We start from the raw sequence: 17,315 nt of genomic DNA on the forward strand, positions 1-17,315 counted from the left end.
AAATAGGGGAGAGAAGAGGCATGACAAATTTATTCGATTTGACAGGGAAAACCGCAGTAGCCATTGGGGGAAATGGTGTATTAGGGTCAGCAATGGCAAAAGGGCTGGCAGCACACGGTGCTAAAGTGGCGATTGTCGGACGAAACCTTGAAAAAGCTGAAGAAGTTGTTAAAGAAATTGAACAAAATGGCGGAGAAGCAAAAGCATTTGCTGCGGATGTCAGCTCACAGGAATCACTAATTCAAGCAGCAAATGAAATTGAACAATGGTCCGGAGGCTGGGACATTCTTTTAAATGCTCCGGGTACGAATAGTGCAACTCCTTTCTTTGAGCTTGGAATGGATGAATATGACAAAATCATGGATATAAACTTAAAAGGTATTGTATTAACCTGTCAGATTTTTGCTAAAAAAATGATTGAGCAGGAAAGAAAGGGAAGTATCATTAATATTTCTTCTGTTTCTTCTACAACCCCACTTTCAAGAGTATTTACGTATTCTGTTTCCAAAGCGGGACTAAACAGTGTAACGCAGTTCTTGGCACGTGAATTTGCATCGAATGGAATTCGTGTGAATGCCATTATTCCAGGGTTTTTCCCAGCGGAACAAAACCGAAAAATCTTAGATAAAGAACGAATCGAATCGATCATGAGACATACTCCAATGAATCGCTTTGGCGAAGCGGAAGAACTACAAGGGGCAACCGTTTGGCTTGCATCTGAAAATGCTTCAAGCTTCGTAACGGGAGCCTTGATTAGAGTAGATGGCGGCTTTGGAAGCATGACAATTTAATAAGACACATAAATATTAAAAGTGAATGGCTTTAAAAGAGGGGAGAGGGGACCATGCATACAGAGAAGTATGAAAGTCTACAGTCAATTCTCCGGGATATGAAATCAGTGGTTGTCGCATTCTCAGGCGGAGTGGACAGTACGTTTCTTTTAAAAGTAGCTGTGGATACATTAGGATATGACCATGTATTAGCGGTAACAGCTGACTCCGAAACCTACCCTTCAAGCGAACTTGAAGAGGCAAAGGTTCTCGCTGAAAAAATTGGTGTCAAACATCAGGTAATTGAAACATCAGAGTTAGGGATTCCTGGCTATGCGGAGAACAATAAGAATCGATGCTATTTTTGTAAAAGCAGTCTATTTGATCACTTAATCCCGGTCATGGAAGAAAAGGGATTTCAGAATGTGATTTATGGCGTAATTGCAGATGATATGAATGAATTCAGGCCAGGCATGCAGGCTGCAAAAGAAAAAGGAATCCGCGGACCGCTGCAAGAAGCGAATCTTTTTAAAGAAGAAATAAGGGAACTTTCACGGAATTTCGATTTACCAACATGGAATAAACCATCGTTCGCTTGTCTATCTTCTAGGATTGCTTATGGTGAATATATTACTAAAGAAAAGTTGACGAAGGTTGAAAAAGCGGAAAGTTATTTAAAATCTATACAAATCCGGCAGGTACGTGTTCGAACTCATCAGGAGATTGCTAGAATTGAAGTAGAACCGACCGACATGAAGGTTGTTTTGGATAACCACGATTCTATAGTCAAAGAACTTCAAGCATATGGATACAAATATATTACATTAGATTTAATTGGCTACCAAAGTGGCAGTATGAACAAAGTTTTATCTTAAAGGCTGTTTTAAAGGTCAGTGTTGATTTTTTAACCCTGTGGAGCGGAGCGGAAATCAACAGGATGGTTTAACACAGCCTCCCTAAAAGGGAGCAGCTAAAAGAAAAGGCTTTGGAATCCTACAAGGCTTTTTCTTTTAACGATATTAGAAATTTAGATCTACTATGTATTATTTGAAAAGGAAGAGGAAACATGTATAAAGAGTATGTAATGGGTATTGATTTTGGAACAACTAGCGTCAAAGCATGTGTATTCAACTTGACTGGAAAACTCATCGCTGATTCAGAAGAAATGATTACCTCTTATTATCCAAAGCCCGGATGGGTAGAACAGGATCCAATTGAAATCGAGAGATTAGCAATTAATGCGGTAAGGAATGCGATTAACAAAGCAGGCATTGAAAAAAATGAACTACTTTCCATTGGATTTTCAGCTGCTATGCATTCACTCATATGTGTTGATGAAAATAAAAAGCCGATATCTCCAGCACTTATTTGGGCTGATGGGAGAAGCTTTGACCAGGCAGAGAAAGTATTGGAAGCAACGGGGAGCAAATATTATTCCAATACAGGCACACCGATTCACCCAATGACACCGTTCATCAAGCTTTTATGGATGAAAGAAACAAACTATGAATCCTATAATCTGGCAGCTTACTATATGTCAATTAAGGAGTTTGTGCTTCAATCATGGTTTGATCAACGTGTGATTGACTATTCGATGGCCTCTGCAACAGGTCTATTTAATCCAGCGACACAAAGCTGGGATTCGGAACTATTAGGGTTAACTGGTATAAACGAAGGACAGCTTTCACACATCGTACCTCCGACTGCGATTTTAACAGGAATCCACCCGATTATAGCGGAGGAAATCGGTATCGAGCCAAGTACACCTTTCGTAATAGGAGCAGCTGACGGGCAATTGGCAAACCTTGGAATCGGTGCTATTCTCCCTGGAGAAGCAGCCGTTTCAGTGGGGACAAGCGGGGCAATTAGACAATTTACCAAAGGCGTAAAAATAAGTGAAAATCAAGAAACCTTTTGTTATTCCTTTACAGCGGATACTTCCATCATTGGAGGGCCAACCAACAATGGCGGAATTGCCTTACAATGGTTAAAAGATCTTCTGAACTACGAAGGAAGTTATGATGAATTCCTTGCAGAAGCAGAACGGGTTGCTCCTGGGGCCGATGGCATTATTTTTCTTCCCTATATAAACGGAGAAAGAGCGCCGATTTGGAATCAGCAGGCCAAAGGGAATTTTTATGGGGTTTCGATTACCCACAATAAAGAACATTTTATTCGTGCAGTGTTAGAAGGAATTACTTTTAATCTATACCAGATTGGGAATGCTTTAGAAAGATTAGCTGGCGAGCCGCAAAAAATTTATGTAAACGGCGGTTTATCAAGGTCTCCGATTTGGCTGCAAATGATGGCTGATGTATTTGAAGCTGAAATCTATGTTTCAGAAAGTCATCATAGTGCTGCTTGGGGTGCAGCATGGACGTCATTAGTGGCCATTGGTAAAGCTAGTTCCTTCGAAGAGATAAAAAAGAATATCCCTATGGGAGAAGCAATTGTTCCAAATAAGGAAAACAGTAAGATCTATAAAAAGGTTTATGAGAAATATGAGAAGCTGGCAGTAGATATCATGAAGTATTTTTAATAATGCTAAATAGAGTGAAAGAAATTTTATTTCATGAAACGAACACACTTGGTGTACGGTATTATCCATTAACTTTTCATCGGCTAGATAGAAAGGTTAGTGCTAAGATAAACTGGATACGATTTATTAAATAAGCATAAAAATAGAGTTACTGTTCAGATTAATCATGACAGTAACTCTTTTTATTTCCTAATATTTCAATAAATATTTTTTGAAAAAATATATTGCATTAAGAAATTTTTTTTCATATAATCAATTTACACATGAAAGTGCTTTCAGAAATATGCTTAGAAAAACAAATTAAGTCAGATTATTTGGGGGGTTCATCAATGTTATTATTGATTGTATTTGCCGCAATTGTCGTGTTACTATTGTTGATTACAGTTGCAAAGTTAAACCCGTTTGTCGCATTAATTATCACAGCAGTTGGAGTAGGGTTGGCTACAGGTATGCCTTTGGTTGCTCCAGATCCGGAACATCCTGGTATTATTGATTCCATTAAAGCAGGTATGGGTAATACCTTAGGATTCCTTGCTATTGTCCTTGGACTTGGTACCATGCTTGGTAAAATGATGGCAGAATCCGGTGGTGCCGAAAGAATTGCCCAAACGCTAATAAGCCGTTTTGGTCAAAAGAATGTACACTGGGCAATGATGTTTGTTGGTTTTATCGTAGGTATTTCTGTATTCTTCCAAGTTGGTTTTGTGCTATTAATTCCATTAGCCTTTACGATTGCTCGTCAAACTGGTGTTTCATTAGTAAAAATCGGTGTACCATTGGTAGCTGGTCTTTCAGTAGTACACGGTTTGGTTCCTCCGCATCCAGCAGCAATGGCAGCAGTTGGGATTTTTAAAGCAGACGTTGGTAAAACCATACTTTATTCCATTATCGTTGGATTGCCAACTGCAATACTTGCAGGCCCAGTATATGCAAGCTGGATTGGAAAACGAATTCACAAAGATGTACCAAAAGAATTGGCTGAACAAATGGCAGCTCCAAAGGATTTGAAAGAATTACCAAGCTTTTTCAATACCATTTTTACAGTTCTTCTTCCTGTTATTCTTATGCTCATTGCATCTATAGCGGAAATCCAATTAGACAAAGCAAGCTTTGGTTATAAAGCATTAAAATTCTTGGGAGATCCAGTAGTTGCGTTATTAATTGCAACAGTTTACTCTTTCTTTAGCCTTGGTTTCTCTCGCGGAATGAATCGTGAAAAAATCTTGAAATTTACGAATGACTGTTTGGCGCCAACTGCTTCAATCATATTAGTTATTGGTGCAGGCGGAGCATTTAATAAAGTTTTACTTGATTCTGGTATCGGAACATATATCGCTGACTTAGCAAAAGAATCACATATGTCACCAATCCTTTTAGGCTGGGGAATTGCAGCGATGATTCGTGTTGCAACAGGTTCTGCGACTGTCTCTATGATGACAGCAGCAGGTATTGTGGCGCCAATCGCAGCAGCTATGCCTGGTACAAGCCCTGAACTGCTGGTTTTAGCAACAGGTGCAGGCTCACTAATTCTTTCTCATGTTAATGATGCAGGATTCTGGATGTTCAAGGAATACTTCGGAATGTCAGTTAAAGAAACATTAATGACCTGGACAGCACTTGAAACTATTATAGCAACAGCAGCATTAGTGTTTATTCTCATCCTTAATGTATTTGTATAGCAACACGGATTTGGAAAAAAAAGATGAACCCGCATTGGGTTCATCTTTTAAAGTTTTCGTTATATACGAGTATCAGAAATCGCACCTCTGATTTTTTCCATGGCTGTTTTAGCTCTTTCTTTATTTAGGATCATCAGATTCACATAGAGGGCATCAATAAGGCTTAATTGTGCAATTCTTGAAGCAAGTGCTTCAGAGCGATATTCCGTCTCGTCTGAACTAGTGTATAAGGCAACATCGACATTTTGGCTAATCGGTGACTTTGGAAAACTGGTAATTCCAATCGTCTTGGCACCGCTTTCAATTGCAGTGTTTAAAATATTAGCAGTATCTTTATTTGTTCCTGAATGGGAAATGACTACTGCGACATCATTCTTTGTTAACTGTGATGCAGACATGAGTTGAAAATGGGAATCTAAAAAGGCAAATGCTTTTACACCAGTTCTAATAAACTTGTGAAACGCATCCATAGCAATGAGCGCTGATCCTCCTGTTCCATAAAACTCCACTTTGTCAGCAGTATGAAGCAGTTTAACTGCTTTTTGGATGGAATCACTGTCCATAATTTGTAACGTATTTTCGAGGGTGCGAATATTGGATTGAAAGACCTTTTCCGAAATGGTTTTTTCGCTGTCCTGTTCTGAAATTTTTTCGTGGATTTGCTGAATCGGCGTGATGATTTCTGAAGCAAGGGCAATTTTCAATGCTTGATAGCCTTTATAACCAATTCGTTTGCAAAAACGGAACACAGTGGCATCGGCAACGTTTAAATCTTCAGCGACTTCATTAATCGTGCAGTGAATAATTTTATCTGGATTATCCAAAATATAATTGGCAATTTTCTTTTCTTTATCGCTAAATCTTGCGTAATAAGAACGTATTTTTCCAAGGCAACTTTCTGTCATTTCGGATTTCCTTTCTTAATCAGTAGATACTAGCAGTATACCACAATAATAGATGTGAAAAAATATTTCCCGCAAACGATTACAAAATTAAAAAAAATTAACTAGTTTTCTTTTTGGAGGTATGGATTTATGAATGAAAAATATGTTATTGGCGTTGATATCGGGACAACCAGTACAAAATCGGTTCTGTTTTCAAAAAACGGGACAGTTATTGCAACTCATGGAATTGAATATCCTTTATTTTCACCCACGCCTGCCACGGCAGAACAAGACCCTGAAGAAATTTTTCAAGCGGTGATTGATACCATAAAGAAAGTCATCAAAAAAAGTGGGACTGCACCGAATGATATCCTTTGTATATCGTTTAGCTCAGCGATGCATAGTGTAATTGCAGTGGATGAATCTGGTAAACCACTTACCAATTGTATAACATGGGCAGATAACCGAAGTGCTGAATGGGCGGAGAAATTATTATCAGAGATGAATGGACATGAAATTTATCTTCGAACCGGAACCCCTATTCATCCAATGTCCCCGCTTTCAAAATTAATTTGGTTAAGGAATGAACAGGGAGACATTTTTAATCGTACATATAAGTTTATTTCAATTAAAGAATATGTTTTTTATAAACTGTTTAATGAATATGTAATCGATTATTCGATTGCATCTGCAACTGGGATGTTCAATTTAGCTTCCTTGCAATGGGATGAAGAAGCACTAAAAGTCGCAGGGATTTCTCCTGATAAGCTATCAAAGCCTGTCTCTACTACCTTCAGTCTTACTGGTTTAAATGAAAGCTTTGCGGAAGAGATGACGCTTCCTTTGGACATTCCATTTGTTGTCGGTGCAAGTGACGGGGTGTTGTCCAATTTAGGTGTAAACGCGATTGAGCCAGGGGTTGTAGCCGTTACCATTGGAACGAGTGGAGCCATTCGGACTGTGACCAATAAACCTGTCACCGATCCAAAGGGAAGGATTTTCTGTTATGCGCTGACGGAAAATCATTGGGTCATTGGGGGACCGGTTAATAATGGGGGCATGCTTTTTAGATGGGTTCGGGATCAACTTGGTTCCGCCGAAGTGGAAACCGCAAAACGGTTGGGGAAGGATCCCTATGAATTGTTAACAGAGATTGCTTCACGTGTTACACCTGGTTCGGACGGACTTTTATTTCACCCATATTTTGCCGGAGAAAGGGCGCCGATTTGGGATGCGAATGCCCGTGGCTCCTTTTTCGGATTAGGATTGCATCATAAAAAAGAGCACTTAATTCGGGCTGTTTTAGAAGGAGTTATCTACAATTTGTATACAGTACTCTTGGCCTTAGAGGAATTAATCGGGGAACCGAAAAAAATTCAGGCTACTGGCGGGTTTGCCCGCTCAGAGCTATGGCGTCAAATGATGGCGGATATATTTAATCAAGAAGTAAATATCCCAGAAAGCTTTGAAAGCTCATGTCTTGGTGCTGCCATCTTAGGCTTATATAGTTTGGGTGAAGTAGATTCATTAAATGTGGTTTCCGAAATGGTCGGGGCAACCAATCATCATGAACCTGTTCCAGAAAATGTTGAGATTTATCAGGAATTAATCCCAATCTATATTCGACTCTCACGGCTGTTAAAAGAAGAGTACGCAAGCATTTCTGCCTTCCAGAAAAAGTGGATTAAGTAATGAATAGACAAAAGAGGATGTCCATCTTACAAGGACATCCTCTTTCTGTTATATCCATTTAATTTCCTTCAATAACTGCTGCCTGAATAATTGAATAATAAATTCATTGTAGAAGTCTTTTCTTACGATAATTTGATATTTATTATTAGGATGAATGTAAAAGTAGATATCTGAAATTACTTTATTTTCATCAAAAAAATCTCGAACTTTTTTTAGATTTTTCTTTAACTCACTGTCAATAAGAGCAATAGAAATTTCAATATCATCCCCGTTAACCGTTTCCGATATCTCGAGTAATTGCTCGTTATATTTATACTCTGTCTTCATTCCAATTCCCCCTATATTAAATATCGCAGGTAAATATAAGCAGTACAGATTATGATAGAAAGAATCATTAATGGAAACGCAATGATCAGAAATTTTCCAAACGTTATCGAATAGCCCTCTTTTGCAGCAAGACCAGCCACAATGACATTAGCACTGGCCCCTATTAAAGTTCCGTTTCCGCCCAAACAGGCTCCAAGAGACAAGCTCCACCACAGCGGCTCTAAATTTTGGATTCCAAGGTCACCCATATCTTTAATCATTGGAATCATCGTAGCGACAAATGGAATATTATCAATAAAAGCAGAGGCAATTGCACTCACCCAAAGAATTAAAATTGAAGTAGAGGTAACATCTCCTCCGGTTAAATGAACGGAATAGTCCGCTAATAACGATATCACTCCTGTCTCAATCAATCCGGATACAAGGACGAAAAGCCCGATAAAGAAAAAGATGGTTGTCCATTCTACCTTGCCAAAAGCTTTATCCAAGTAACTTTCTCCTGTTAATAAAAGTAAAAGAAAAGCTCCTGCTAAAGCTACTGTCGCTGATTCTACATGAAAAAGCTGATGCAGGAAGAATCCCAAAATAGTTAATGTTAAGGCAGTTAACGACTTTATTAAAAGAGTTTTGTCTGTGATTTCTTCCTTTTCATCTAAATCCATTAGATTCGATTTTAATTCGGCAGACGTTTTTAGTTGTTTGCGATAAACAAATGCTAAAATTCCGATATTCACTAATAAAATGAAAAATGAAATAGCTGTTAAATTATAGATAAACTCCATAAATGTAAGCTCCTTGACGGCGCTGCCAATCATAATATTAGGCGGGTCGCCAATGAGCGTCGAAGTCCCGCCTATATTAGAAGCGATTACTTCTGTGATTAAAAAGGGAATCGGGTTTACACGCAATTGTCTGGTGATACTGAAAGTGACAGGTACCATCAATAGAACTGTCGTAACGTTATCTAGAAAAGCCGAACCTAAAGCGGTAATGACTCCTAGGACAAGCAGGATTTTTAACGGGTCACCTTTCACTTTTTTTGCAGACCAAATCGCAATGTATTTAAAAAGTCCCGTTTCAGAGGTTATCGCGACAATAATCATCATCCCAGTTAGTAACCCGAGTGTATTAAAATCAATATGATGGAGGGCCCTTTCTTGACCGACAATTCCTAGTAGGATCATCATGATGGCGCCTGCCATTGCAATAATGGTTCGGTGTATTTTTTCAGTGACGATAAAGGCATATGTAATAAGAAATACACCAATTGCAATGTATGCTTGTGTTGACATGTTTTACTTCTTCCCCCTTGTATTTATCTGGTGTTTAAAAAAATGCAAAAAGGAGCCCGATATGACAGACTCCACCCAAATTACACCGTATTTAATATTTACTTAATTTTATAAAAATATACTTGGGATGTAAAGTAATAACTTTTCAGAGAAGGTTGCTACAACCCTAACTTTCTTATAAAATCTACCGTTTCTTGATGCTCTGGTCTTATGATTCTATATAATTTTTTATCATTTCTAACAAGCGATTTCCCATTCTCATTACTAATAGCCCTAGTAGTAGAGGTCCCTTGTAAGACCTTCCACTTACCAGCTGTCTTCGCGATTTTTAAATCGATAATACCGAGACGGTTCCCAAAAGCTCCCGCCATTACAACGGGTTTTCCATTGATAGTGCCCATTTCTATATCTGTGTTAGGTAGGTGTTGAAATACAGGCCCAGGGAAGACGCTGTGTGAGTGGCCAGCTAGTATAGCATCTATTTCCGGCAATTGTGTTAAATAATAGACAGCATTTTCGGTATCAGGATTATAAGGCTCACTGCTAATACCTGTGTGGGCAAGGGCAATAATAATATCTGCTCCTTTGGCCTTTATAATCGGAATAAATTCCTTTGCCGCATCAACAATCGGTTTTGCATAGACCTTGCCTTCTAAATTTGCTTTATCCCATTTCATTATTTGAGTGGGCATAAAGGCGATAACCCCTATGTTCAATGTATATTCATTACCACTTTGGTCGACAACATTCTTTTTTAATATCGTATAGGGTGTAAAATAGGGCTTGTTTTTTTTTACTGAAAAAACATTCGCATTTAAAACAGGCATTTTGGCTCCTTTTATCGCTGAGTTTAAAAACTTTAGCCCATAATTAAATTCATGATTTCCGATGGCTATTGCGTCATAATTTAAATAATTAAAGGCACGGTATACTGGATGCGTTTTACCTTTATTAATCCCCCTGATCCTGGCGAGATACTCACCAAGGGGATTGCCTTTTAGATGGTCCCCATCATCAAACAATAAAGAATTTTTAACCTCTCCTCGTGCTTCGTGAATAAGAGTTGCCGTTTTAACAAGGCCAATCCTGTTATCCACTTTTGTTTGATAGTAATCATAATTGACCAATGAAGCATGTATATCAGTTGTTTCTAAGATTCGCAAATCGATTATTCCGCGATTATTTGGGGTGACCTCTGCTGCATAAGTGCTTGGAGTGTAAATATAACAATAAAGAATGAATGTGATTAGTAGTAATGGTCCCTTTTTTTTAGGCATTATTTTACCTCCTGCATCATCTTTCTACTGTTATTATCTTGCCTAACACGGTTGTTAATACCTTTTAAAGGGTGTAATGAAAATGGACAGAAATTTGTCAAAAACATTTGAATAAAAAACGAATTAAAGAGATTTCAAACATTAGGGAGGTGAAAATAATTTATAATGAAGCCATAAAAAAGTGGAGGTAAATAAAAATGAACATAACAACCATTATTGAATTAGAAAACCAGGAAGTTGAAAATATAACAGGTGCAAAATTAGTGTTTACTCAAGAACAAATTGATGAAAATATTATCGAAACATGTGTAGATTGCTTACAAATGGAGGGTTCAGAAGAAACGATTACCACAGAAGAGGCAATGCAACAAGTATTTGAAAAATTGCAGCAAAGAGGCGTTATTCCGGCAAAAGTTGAGGATTTTTCGTATGAAATGCCATCGTGTGAGCGTTTCAAAAGAAAAACTGATAGTGAGACAGATTTACCACAAAAAGTCATCCTTTCATTTATGTCTTAAAAGAAGTTCTCGAAAAGGGGGAAAAGCCAGCCTTGAAAAGTCAGGCTGGCTTTTTTCGTTTCTCCATTTGATTTTTATTTTTGATTCCAAAAAACCACCAGTTCCAGTCTCCAAGAAGCTTCATTAAGGCAGGGACAAGCACCATCCTGACAATGGTTGCATCGATAAAAATGGCTGTTGCAATCCCAACACCTAATTGCTTTATTGGCATGACTCCTGTAAAGGCGAAGGCACCTGTTACAACAATCATGATGGCTGCAGCTGACGTAATAATCTTGCTTGTATAGGTTAAGCCATAGATTGTCGCCTCGCTGTTATTACCTGTTTCCAGATAAAACTCTTGAATTCTTGAGATAAGAAAGACCTCATAATCCATCGAAAGTCCAAAAACAAGTGTAAAAACAAATACTGGTAAAATTAGGGCAATGTTTGCAGGTGTTACTCCCAAATGACCTTGCTGAAATACCCAAACGACAATGCCAAACGTACAGCCAAGGCTTAATATATTCATTAAAATCGCTTTAATTGGAATAAGGATAGAACGAAATGCCGCCATCAGAATCACAAGAGTGGAAATAACAATTAAAAGTAATCCATAAGGTGCTTTTTTATATATTTCCGTAAAAATTTCTTGTTCAAATTTTATCGAACCGCCAAAAGAAGCTTTCAAGCCTAAATCTTTAGTTGCCCATTTTTTAACCCAAGCTCGAGCTTTTGAAGAATGCTCACCAGTTTTTAAATAAACCTCTAAAAGCATTTTGTTATCTTTTATAAAATAGTCTATTATCGGAGCAACTTTAGATTTGTCTCCAGATGTTAAAAACTGAAGGAGCTGGTCTGAATCTTTTATTCCCGTTACTGAAAATGGCGAATAAACGGTATTGACGAGAGGATCTTCTTCTATTCGATTTATTACCTGGCTAATTTTGTTAAAATTATTCTTATTAAGGATTTTTCCATTCGTGGATAAAACAATTGTTACTTTTTTCTCGTCTCGTTTTTCCTTAGCGATAAATTGATGCTTGAATGTTTCTAATGCAACTCTTGAAGGATATTTTGCCGGCAATGAATCTGTCCCAGGAATGGTTAATACCATTTGCTTAACCGGAATAAGGCCGGCAAGAAGAACAGCAAGTGCCGTAATCGACATAAGAACAGGGCGCCGCATCACAAATTTGGCGAACTTATACCATAAACTGGTTTGTTTATCTGTAACAGGTAGTAAACTTAATTTATTAACCCTTTTCCCTAATATAGACAAAATGGCGGGAAGGAAGGTTAAAGCGCAAAAAGCAGATAAAAATACAACGGTCATTCCGCCCAAGGCAACATTTTGAAATATATCAATTTTGATAAACCAAAGTCCTGATAAACCAATAAACACACAAAGTCCTGAAAAGATAATCGAACGGCCGGCGGTTTCCACCGTTATTTCAATTGCTTCTTGAATCGGTTTCGTTTCGATTTCCTCTTTAAAGCGGTTTATAAATAACAAGGCAAAATCAATGCTTAAAGCAAGACCAATCATCGGGACAATATTTAAAATAAAAATAGTTAAATCAATACCATAGCTAAAAAAATAAACAGTTCCCATAGTGGTTAAGATGGAAACCACGCCAATAACAAGCGGAAGAGAGGCAGCTACAAGTCCGCCAAATGCCAGGATAAGGACAATAAGGGCAATTGGCAGGCCGATCATTTCAGCTTTTGCGAGATCTTCCTGGCTTGCGGCATTTAAGTCATGCACGATGACGGGCTCACCGGTTATCGTAACCTTTAAGCCGTTTTTATTTTTTAGGAGCTTTTTTAATTCATCAATTTCATTACCAAGGCTTTCTGCTTTTTTATTAAAAGTGAGCAGCCCATAGGCATAGTTCCCCTTTAGCATTCCATCACGCTCAAAAGGAGTTTCCATCTTGTTTGCTCCATCAAAATTTCTCAATTTATCAAATGTATTTTGAATAAAGCCATGAAATTTCTCTTTACTTATTTGTTTTTCTTTTTCAAAAACCAAGATAATCGATGATTTTGGCTGGCCAAAGTCCTGCTCTAAAATTCTTCTCGTTTCATTATATTCCCCTTTATATTCAAATCCGTTTCCACTTAATACTGATGGCAATTGTAGTGCGAAAAATCCAAAAAAGATTATGATTGCTATCCATAACCCTAAAATCCATTTTCGCCTTTGGTATATGTATCTGCCAAATTTTCTCAAAATATCACTCCCGATCCAAAGGAAAACAGTTGGTTAATAAATTTTCCCCCTATTTCAAAGTGAAAATTCACTGTTTATTTCAACGCCTAAGATGGTAATGATAAAAATATGTTCATTTTAATTTTTACAAATGTAAAACATTTATGATTATGCTCCTTTTTTTGATACAATAAAGAAAATATCTTTTTAGGTGGGACCTATGGATCGAGAAAAATTAAGTAAGGTGATTGAAGCTGCCAAGTTATACTATTTACTGGATTATAATCAAAACGAGATAGCCAAGGTTTTAGGGGTCTCCCGCCCGACAGTATCCCGATTATTGCAGCAAGCAAAAAGTGATGGTATCGTTCAGATCAGCATCATGGACCCTACAGAAAACGTTGAAAATTTATCAGAGCAATTAGAGAAAAAATTCAACTTAAAAAAAGCGGTTGTAGCATCAATTCCTCAATTTGAAAACCATATCATTAAAAATTATCTTGGCGAAAAAGCGGCTCAATTTCTTGATGAAATTGTGAAGGATAATGACATTATTGGTGTGACATGGGGAACAACACTTTACCATATCGCTATCGAGTTGAAACAGAAATTTGTAAAAGATGTAAAAGTCGTCCAGCTTAAAGGCGGTGTCAGCCATGCTGAAACGAATACGTATGCTTCAGAAATTTTATATCTTTTTGGCAAAGCCTATAATACAACCCCGCACAATCTTCCACTTCCAGCTATTGTAGATCATGCGGTGGTAAAGCAGGCAATGGAAGCAGATCGGCATATCCGTAAAATCCTCGAACTTGGCAGGGAAGCAAATATTGCCTTGTTTACAATAGGACCAATAAAAACGGATTCATTACTATTTCAGTTGGGCTATTTTACCGACAGTGACTTGGAATCATTGTATGGAACGGCAGTCGGCGATATTTGCTCGCGTTTCTTTGATAAAGATGGCGGAATCTGCAATGAGAGCCTGAATGAAAGAACCTTAGGAATTAATTTGAATGATCTAAGTGCGAAGGAGCATTCTATTCTTGTTGCGGGTGGCCCAAACAAAATTGATGGGATATACGGTGCTTTAAAAGGCGGATATGCTAATGTTCTTATCACTGACCAATTTACAGCACAATTCCTGCTTGATAAAAAAGAATAAATAATCCAAAAAACAGCCTAAGCGCTGTTTTTTGTCTTTTTTGTGAAACTGATTACAATATTTTTTTACATTTGTTCATAAAAGTATTTACAAATGTTCAAATTCTTTGGTATAGTTACAGTGTAATAATTAACATTCAATTTTTTAAATATAAATGTTTTTATATAGGGAGGAAGTCGGAGTTATGACTCAAAATATCGTTAAAATGATTGATCATACATTATTGAAAGCAGACGCAACTAAACAAGAAATCAAAATATTAGCAGAAGAAGCAAAAGAATATTCTTTTGCATCAGTTTGTGTAAATCCAACTTGGGTAAAAACAGCTGCTGAGATTCTTGCTGATAAGCCTGAAGTAAAAGTATGTACAGTAATTGGCTTCCCGCTTGGCGCTTCAACACCTGAGACAAAAGCTTTTGAAACTTTAAATGCCATTGAAAACGGCGCAGATGAAATTGATATGGTCATTAATATTGCTGCTCTTAAAGATAAGCAAGATGATTTAGTGGAAAAAGATATTCGTGCAGTTGTAGAAGCAGCTAAAGGAAAAGCTTTAGTTAAAGTTATTATTGAGACATGTTTATTAACGAATGAGGAAAAAATAAGAGCATGTGAAATATCCGTTAAAGCAGGTGCAGACTTTGTTAAAACATCTACTGGTTTTTCAACAGGAGGCGCAACAGTTGAGGATATTCGCTTAATGCGTGAAACAGTTGGTCCTGAAATTGGTGTAAAAGCTTCCGGCGGAGTTCGCAGCCGTGAAGATGCACTGGCAATGGTGGAAGCAGGAGCTACTCGTATTGGCGCAAGTTCTGGAGTTTCAATCGCTAAAGGGGAACTTTCTTATAGTAGTTACTAATAATTAATGCGAGGGTATAAAAATATGAGAGATGTCTTATTGGCGTTAATAGCTGGTTTAGTTGTTGGAATGCTGTTTAAATTTTTAAAACTGCCATTACCTGCACCCCCAGTATTCTCTGCAGTCGTTGGTGTTTTCGGTGTATACTTTGGCGGCGTAATACTTGAATGGATTTTTAAGTTAGTTCAACATTAATATTCCATGGCGGAGAGTGAGAAGGATGGAAGAAAAAGATCTAATGATCGAAGCGAATAAAGCGAGAGATTTTGCTTATGTTCCCTATTCTAAATTTAAAGTTGGTGCAGCCCTTTTATCTAGTGATGGTCAAGTATTTCATGGATGCAACATTGAAAATGCTGCCTATGGGATGACGAACTGTGCAGAGAGGACCGCTTTATTTAAGGCCTATTCAGAAGGGGTTACAAAGTTTGATTCACTAGTAGTGGTCGCGGATACGGAGCGTCCTGTTCCTCCCTGCGGTGCCTGCCGTCAAGTGATATCCGAGCTTTGTGATTCAGAAATGGAAGTGGTTCTTACAAATTTAAAGGGCGCTGTCCAAAGAATTCTTGTAAAAGACCTTCTTCCAGGTGCATTTTCGCCAAAGGATTTAAATAAGTAATTTCTCAAAAGAAGCTTTTAGATTCATCTAAAAGCTTCTTTTTTTGGTTAAACTTTCAACAATCATCCATAATAAAAATAGACAAACGAATAAAGGATGATACCATGATTTATATATACAATGATTATGGTGGGACACATACAACTTCATTGGCAGCGGCATATCATTTAAAACAATTACCGCAATCAGAACAGAAATTGACGACGGAAGAAATATTAAATGTGAAGTATTTCAATAAATTAACAAAACAAGATTTTGGCAAGCTAATTTTTCACGGAGTGGATGATGAAGGCCATTCTGTGTATACAATTGGACGGAAAAGGAACAAATATGTGGTTCCTGCTTTAAAAGAAATGAGTTTATTGCTGCAAGAAAAGTTTATGTTTGATGAAAAAATCGTGTTTTCCAATACATCGCCAACCGTTCCATTTTTAATGTCAATGGGAGGATTTTTTTCGAGAGGATTAAAAATTGATGTTATCGGAGTGCCACTATTAGTAAAAGGGGCGAAAAGATGCTGTGACAATGTTTATCGCTTAGTGGAAAATACAAAAGAAGTTGGCAGAACAACATTTGCAGAAAATGTCATCATATTAGAAAATGAAATGTACAAGTAAGAAGAATAGGGTGTGGAGAGAATGAATAAAAAGATAGGATTTATTGGGGCAGGGAAAATGGCGCAGGCCATGCTGGAAGGAATCGTAGCATCAGAAGTGATTTCACGGGAAAACATCATGGCAAGTTCAGCAACAAAAAATACAATTGATAAAATCACCGAGAGCTTCAGGATTAGGACATCATTACATAATATTGAAGTTGCAAGGTTTGCAGATATTCTTATCCTTGCTGTCAAGCCAGACCTTCATACTTCCGTAATTCAAGAAATAAAGCATGAAATTAAACAAGATACAATTATTGTAACGATTGCGGCAGGCATTACTTTAGTTGATCTTGAACATGCCTTTGGCCAGAAAGTTAAAGCAGTTCGGGCCATGCCAAATACCCCTTCCCTAGTAGGGGAAGGAATGAGCGTCATTTGTCCAAATGACCGTCTTAGTGAAGTAGAAATTATGGAAGTTGAGCATGTGTTCAAGACCTTTGGAAAAACTGAGCGGCTCGAGGAAAAATGGATGGATGCGGTGCCAGCCATTAGTGGATCTTCCCCTGCTTATATTTATATGCTAATTGAAGCCATGGCAGATGGTGGAGTTCAACAAGGAATCCCAAGGGACAAGTCCTATCGTCTTGCTGCTCAGGCCATTCTTGGCGCAGCCAAAATGGTTCTGGAAACTGGTATTCACCCTGGCGAACTTAAGGATAATGTGTGTACCCCCGGGGGTGCAACCATAGAAGCTGTGGCTGCTCTTGAGAAAAAGCAATTTCGAGGAGCCATCCTGTCTGCGATGGAGAGCTGTACGGATAAAGTAAAAATGTTAAGGTGATTTCACTTTGGATCCATATATGGGTCCTTTTTTAAAATCATTAGTTTTGTGGTTAATC

Annotated in this window: 17 protein-coding genes; 12 read left to right on the forward strand and 5 right to left on the reverse strand. The window is 37.8% G+C overall.

Annotated elements, in window-relative coordinates; genetic code table 11:
* The first annotated feature begins 20 nt into the window (after positions 1 to 20).
* The 4 genes from AC59HZ_RS04610 to AC59HZ_RS04625 all read left to right on the forward strand — a co-directional run bounded on the left by AC59HZ_RS04610 (position 21) and on the right by AC59HZ_RS04625 (position 4,988).
* Positions 21 to 791 (forward strand): SDR family oxidoreductase, encoded by a 771-nt coding sequence (locus AC59HZ_RS04610; RefSeq protein WP_496544703.1) that lies wholly within the window; start codon positions 21 to 23, stop codon positions 789 to 791.
* Positions 792 to 844: 53 nt separating this feature from the next.
* Positions 845 to 1,645, forward strand: coding sequence for an ATP-dependent sacrificial sulfur transferase LarE (gene larE, locus AC59HZ_RS04615; RefSeq protein ID WP_496544704.1), 801 nt, complete (start codon positions 845 to 847; stop codon positions 1,643 to 1,645).
* A 191-nt stretch (positions 1,646 to 1,836) separates the two neighbouring features.
* Entirely contained in the window at positions 1,837 to 3,309 is a 1,473-nt protein-coding gene (locus AC59HZ_RS04620) for a gluconokinase (protein ID WP_496544705.1), read from the forward strand.
* A gap of 329 nt (positions 3,310 to 3,638) precedes the next feature.
* Entirely contained in the window at positions 3,639 to 4,988 is a 1,350-nt protein-coding gene (locus tag AC59HZ_RS04625; RefSeq protein ID WP_496544706.1) for a GntP family permease, read from the forward strand.
* Positions 4,989 to 5,047: 59 nt separating this feature from the next.
* On the opposite strand, the gene AC59HZ_RS04630 is transcribed toward AC59HZ_RS04625, so the two are convergent.
* Positions 5,048 to 5,893, reverse strand: a complete 846-nt coding sequence (locus AC59HZ_RS04630; protein WP_496544707.1) for a MurR/RpiR family transcriptional regulator — start codon at positions 5,891 to 5,893, stop codon at positions 5,048 to 5,050.
* Positions 5,894 to 6,022: 129 nt separating this feature from the next.
* Here AC59HZ_RS04630 and gntK point away from each other — a divergent pair, with 129 nt between their 5' ends.
* Positions 6,023 to 7,564 (forward strand): gluconokinase, encoded by a 1,542-nt coding sequence (gene gntK, locus AC59HZ_RS04635; RefSeq protein WP_496544708.1) that lies wholly within the window; start codon positions 6,023 to 6,025, stop codon positions 7,562 to 7,564.
* 48 nt (positions 7,565 to 7,612) lie between these two features.
* Here the strand turns inward: gntK and AC59HZ_RS04640 are convergent, their stop codons facing one another.
* The 3 genes from AC59HZ_RS04640 to AC59HZ_RS04650 all read right to left on the reverse strand — a co-directional run bounded on the left by AC59HZ_RS04640 (position 7,613) and on the right by AC59HZ_RS04650 (position 10,460).
* On the reverse strand, positions 7,613 to 7,891 hold the full coding sequence (locus AC59HZ_RS04640) for a hypothetical protein (protein WP_496544709.1): 279 nt from the start codon (positions 7,889 to 7,891) through the stop codon (positions 7,613 to 7,615).
* A gap of 11 nt (positions 7,892 to 7,902) precedes the next feature.
* On the reverse strand, positions 7,903 to 9,183 hold the full coding sequence (locus AC59HZ_RS04645) for an ArsB/NhaD family transporter (RefSeq protein ID WP_496544710.1): 1,281 nt from the start codon (positions 9,181 to 9,183) through the stop codon (positions 7,903 to 7,905).
* A gap of 158 nt (positions 9,184 to 9,341) precedes the next feature.
* Positions 9,342 to 10,460 carry a metallophosphoesterase gene (locus AC59HZ_RS04650; protein WP_496544711.1) on the reverse strand — a complete coding sequence of 373 codons (1,119 nt, stop codon included), beginning with the start codon at positions 10,458 to 10,460 and terminating at the stop codon, positions 9,342 to 9,344.
* Positions 10,461 to 10,657: 197 nt separating this feature from the next.
* Here AC59HZ_RS04650 and AC59HZ_RS04655 point away from each other — a divergent pair, with 197 nt between their 5' ends.
* Complete coding sequence (locus AC59HZ_RS04655; RefSeq protein ID WP_496544712.1) at positions 10,658 to 10,978, forward strand: hypothetical protein; 321 nt, start codon at positions 10,658 to 10,660, stop codon at positions 10,976 to 10,978.
* A gap of 40 nt (positions 10,979 to 11,018) precedes the next feature.
* Here the strand turns inward: AC59HZ_RS04655 and AC59HZ_RS04660 are convergent, their stop codons facing one another.
* The gene (locus AC59HZ_RS04660) at positions 11,019 to 13,097 is read right to left on the reverse strand and encodes an MMPL family transporter (protein WP_496544713.1); all 2,079 of its coding nucleotides are present in this window, start codon (positions 13,095 to 13,097) and stop codon (positions 11,019 to 11,021) included.
* Positions 13,098 to 13,392: 295 nt separating this feature from the next.
* Here AC59HZ_RS04660 and deoR point away from each other — a divergent pair, with 295 nt between their 5' ends.
* The 6 genes from deoR to proC all read left to right on the forward strand — a co-directional run bounded on the left by deoR (position 13,393) and on the right by proC (position 17,257).
* Positions 13,393 to 14,337 carry a DNA-binding transcriptional repressor DeoR gene (deoR, locus tag AC59HZ_RS04665; protein WP_496544714.1) on the forward strand — a complete coding sequence of 315 codons (945 nt, stop codon included), beginning with the start codon at positions 13,393 to 13,395 and terminating at the stop codon, positions 14,335 to 14,337.
* A 184-nt stretch (positions 14,338 to 14,521) separates the two neighbouring features.
* A complete protein-coding gene (deoC, locus tag AC59HZ_RS04670; protein WP_496544715.1) occupies positions 14,522 to 15,196 on the forward strand; it encodes a deoxyribose-phosphate aldolase in 675 nt (224 codons plus the stop codon).
* 24 nt (positions 15,197 to 15,220) lie between these two features.
* The gene (locus tag AC59HZ_RS04675; RefSeq protein WP_496545339.1) at positions 15,221 to 15,391 is read left to right on the forward strand and encodes a DUF1427 family protein; all 171 of its coding nucleotides are present in this window, start codon (positions 15,221 to 15,223) and stop codon (positions 15,389 to 15,391) included.
* A 25-nt stretch (positions 15,392 to 15,416) separates the two neighbouring features.
* Positions 15,417 to 15,815, forward strand: a complete 399-nt coding sequence (locus tag AC59HZ_RS04680; protein WP_496544716.1) for a cytidine deaminase — start codon at positions 15,417 to 15,419, stop codon at positions 15,813 to 15,815.
* Between the two features lie 104 nt (positions 15,816 to 15,919).
* A complete protein-coding gene (locus tag AC59HZ_RS04685) occupies positions 15,920 to 16,432 on the forward strand; it encodes a DUF3189 family protein (RefSeq protein ID WP_496544717.1) in 513 nt (170 codons plus the stop codon).
* Between the two features lie 21 nt (positions 16,433 to 16,453).
* On the forward strand, positions 16,454 to 17,257 hold the full coding sequence (gene proC, locus AC59HZ_RS04690) for a pyrroline-5-carboxylate reductase (RefSeq protein WP_496544718.1): 804 nt from the start codon (positions 16,454 to 16,456) through the stop codon (positions 17,255 to 17,257).
* Positions 17,258 to 17,315 lie beyond the last annotated feature (58 nt).

This window comes from Neobacillus sp. DZ-9 (assembly GCF_059587065.1).

Bases quoted from the DNA above. Each gene is read 5' to 3' on its own strand.
- AC59HZ_RS04655 (WP_496544712.1), top strand. From the start codon at position 10,658: ATGAACATAACAACCATTATTGAATTAGAAAACCAGGAAGTTGAAAAT.
- AC59HZ_RS04625 (WP_496544706.1), top strand. From the start codon at position 3,639: ATGTTATTATTGATTGTATTTGCCGCAATTGTCGTGTTACTATTGTTG.
- AC59HZ_RS04620 (WP_496544705.1), top strand. From the start codon at position 1,837: ATGTATAAAGAGTATGTAATGGGTATTGATTTTGGAACAACTAGCGTC.
- AC59HZ_RS04675 (WP_496545339.1), top strand. From the start codon at position 15,221: ATGAGAGATGTCTTATTGGCGTTAATAGCTGGTTTAGTTGTTGGAATG.
- AC59HZ_RS04650 (WP_496544711.1), bottom strand. From the start codon at position 10,460: ATGCCTAAAAAAAAGGGACCATTACTACTAATCACATTCATTCTTTAT.
- proC (WP_496544718.1), top strand. From the start codon at position 16,454: ATGAATAAAAAGATAGGATTTATTGGGGCAGGGAAAATGGCGCAGGCC.
- AC59HZ_RS04640 (WP_496544709.1), bottom strand. From the start codon at position 7,891: ATGAAGACAGAGTATAAATATAACGAGCAATTACTCGAGATATCGGAA.
- larE (WP_496544704.1), top strand. From the start codon at position 845: ATGCATACAGAGAAGTATGAAAGTCTACAGTCAATTCTCCGGGATATG.
- AC59HZ_RS04685 (WP_496544717.1), top strand. From the start codon at position 15,920: ATGATTTATATATACAATGATTATGGTGGGACACATACAACTTCATTG.
- AC59HZ_RS04610 (WP_496544703.1), top strand. From the start codon at position 21: ATGACAAATTTATTCGATTTGACAGGGAAAACCGCAGTAGCCATTGGG.
- AC59HZ_RS04630 (WP_496544707.1), bottom strand. From the start codon at position 5,893: ATGACAGAAAGTTGCCTTGGAAAAATACGTTCTTATTACGCAAGATTT.
- AC59HZ_RS04680 (WP_496544716.1), top strand. From the start codon at position 15,417: ATGGAAGAAAAAGATCTAATGATCGAAGCGAATAAAGCGAGAGATTTT.
- deoR (WP_496544714.1), top strand. From the start codon at position 13,393: ATGGATCGAGAAAAATTAAGTAAGGTGATTGAAGCTGCCAAGTTATAC.
- AC59HZ_RS04645 (WP_496544710.1), bottom strand. From the start codon at position 9,183: ATGTCAACACAAGCATACATTGCAATTGGTGTATTTCTTATTACATAT.
- gntK (WP_496544708.1), top strand. From the start codon at position 6,023: ATGAATGAAAAATATGTTATTGGCGTTGATATCGGGACAACCAGTACA.
- deoC (WP_496544715.1), top strand. From the start codon at position 14,522: ATGACTCAAAATATCGTTAAAATGATTGATCATACATTATTGAAAGCA.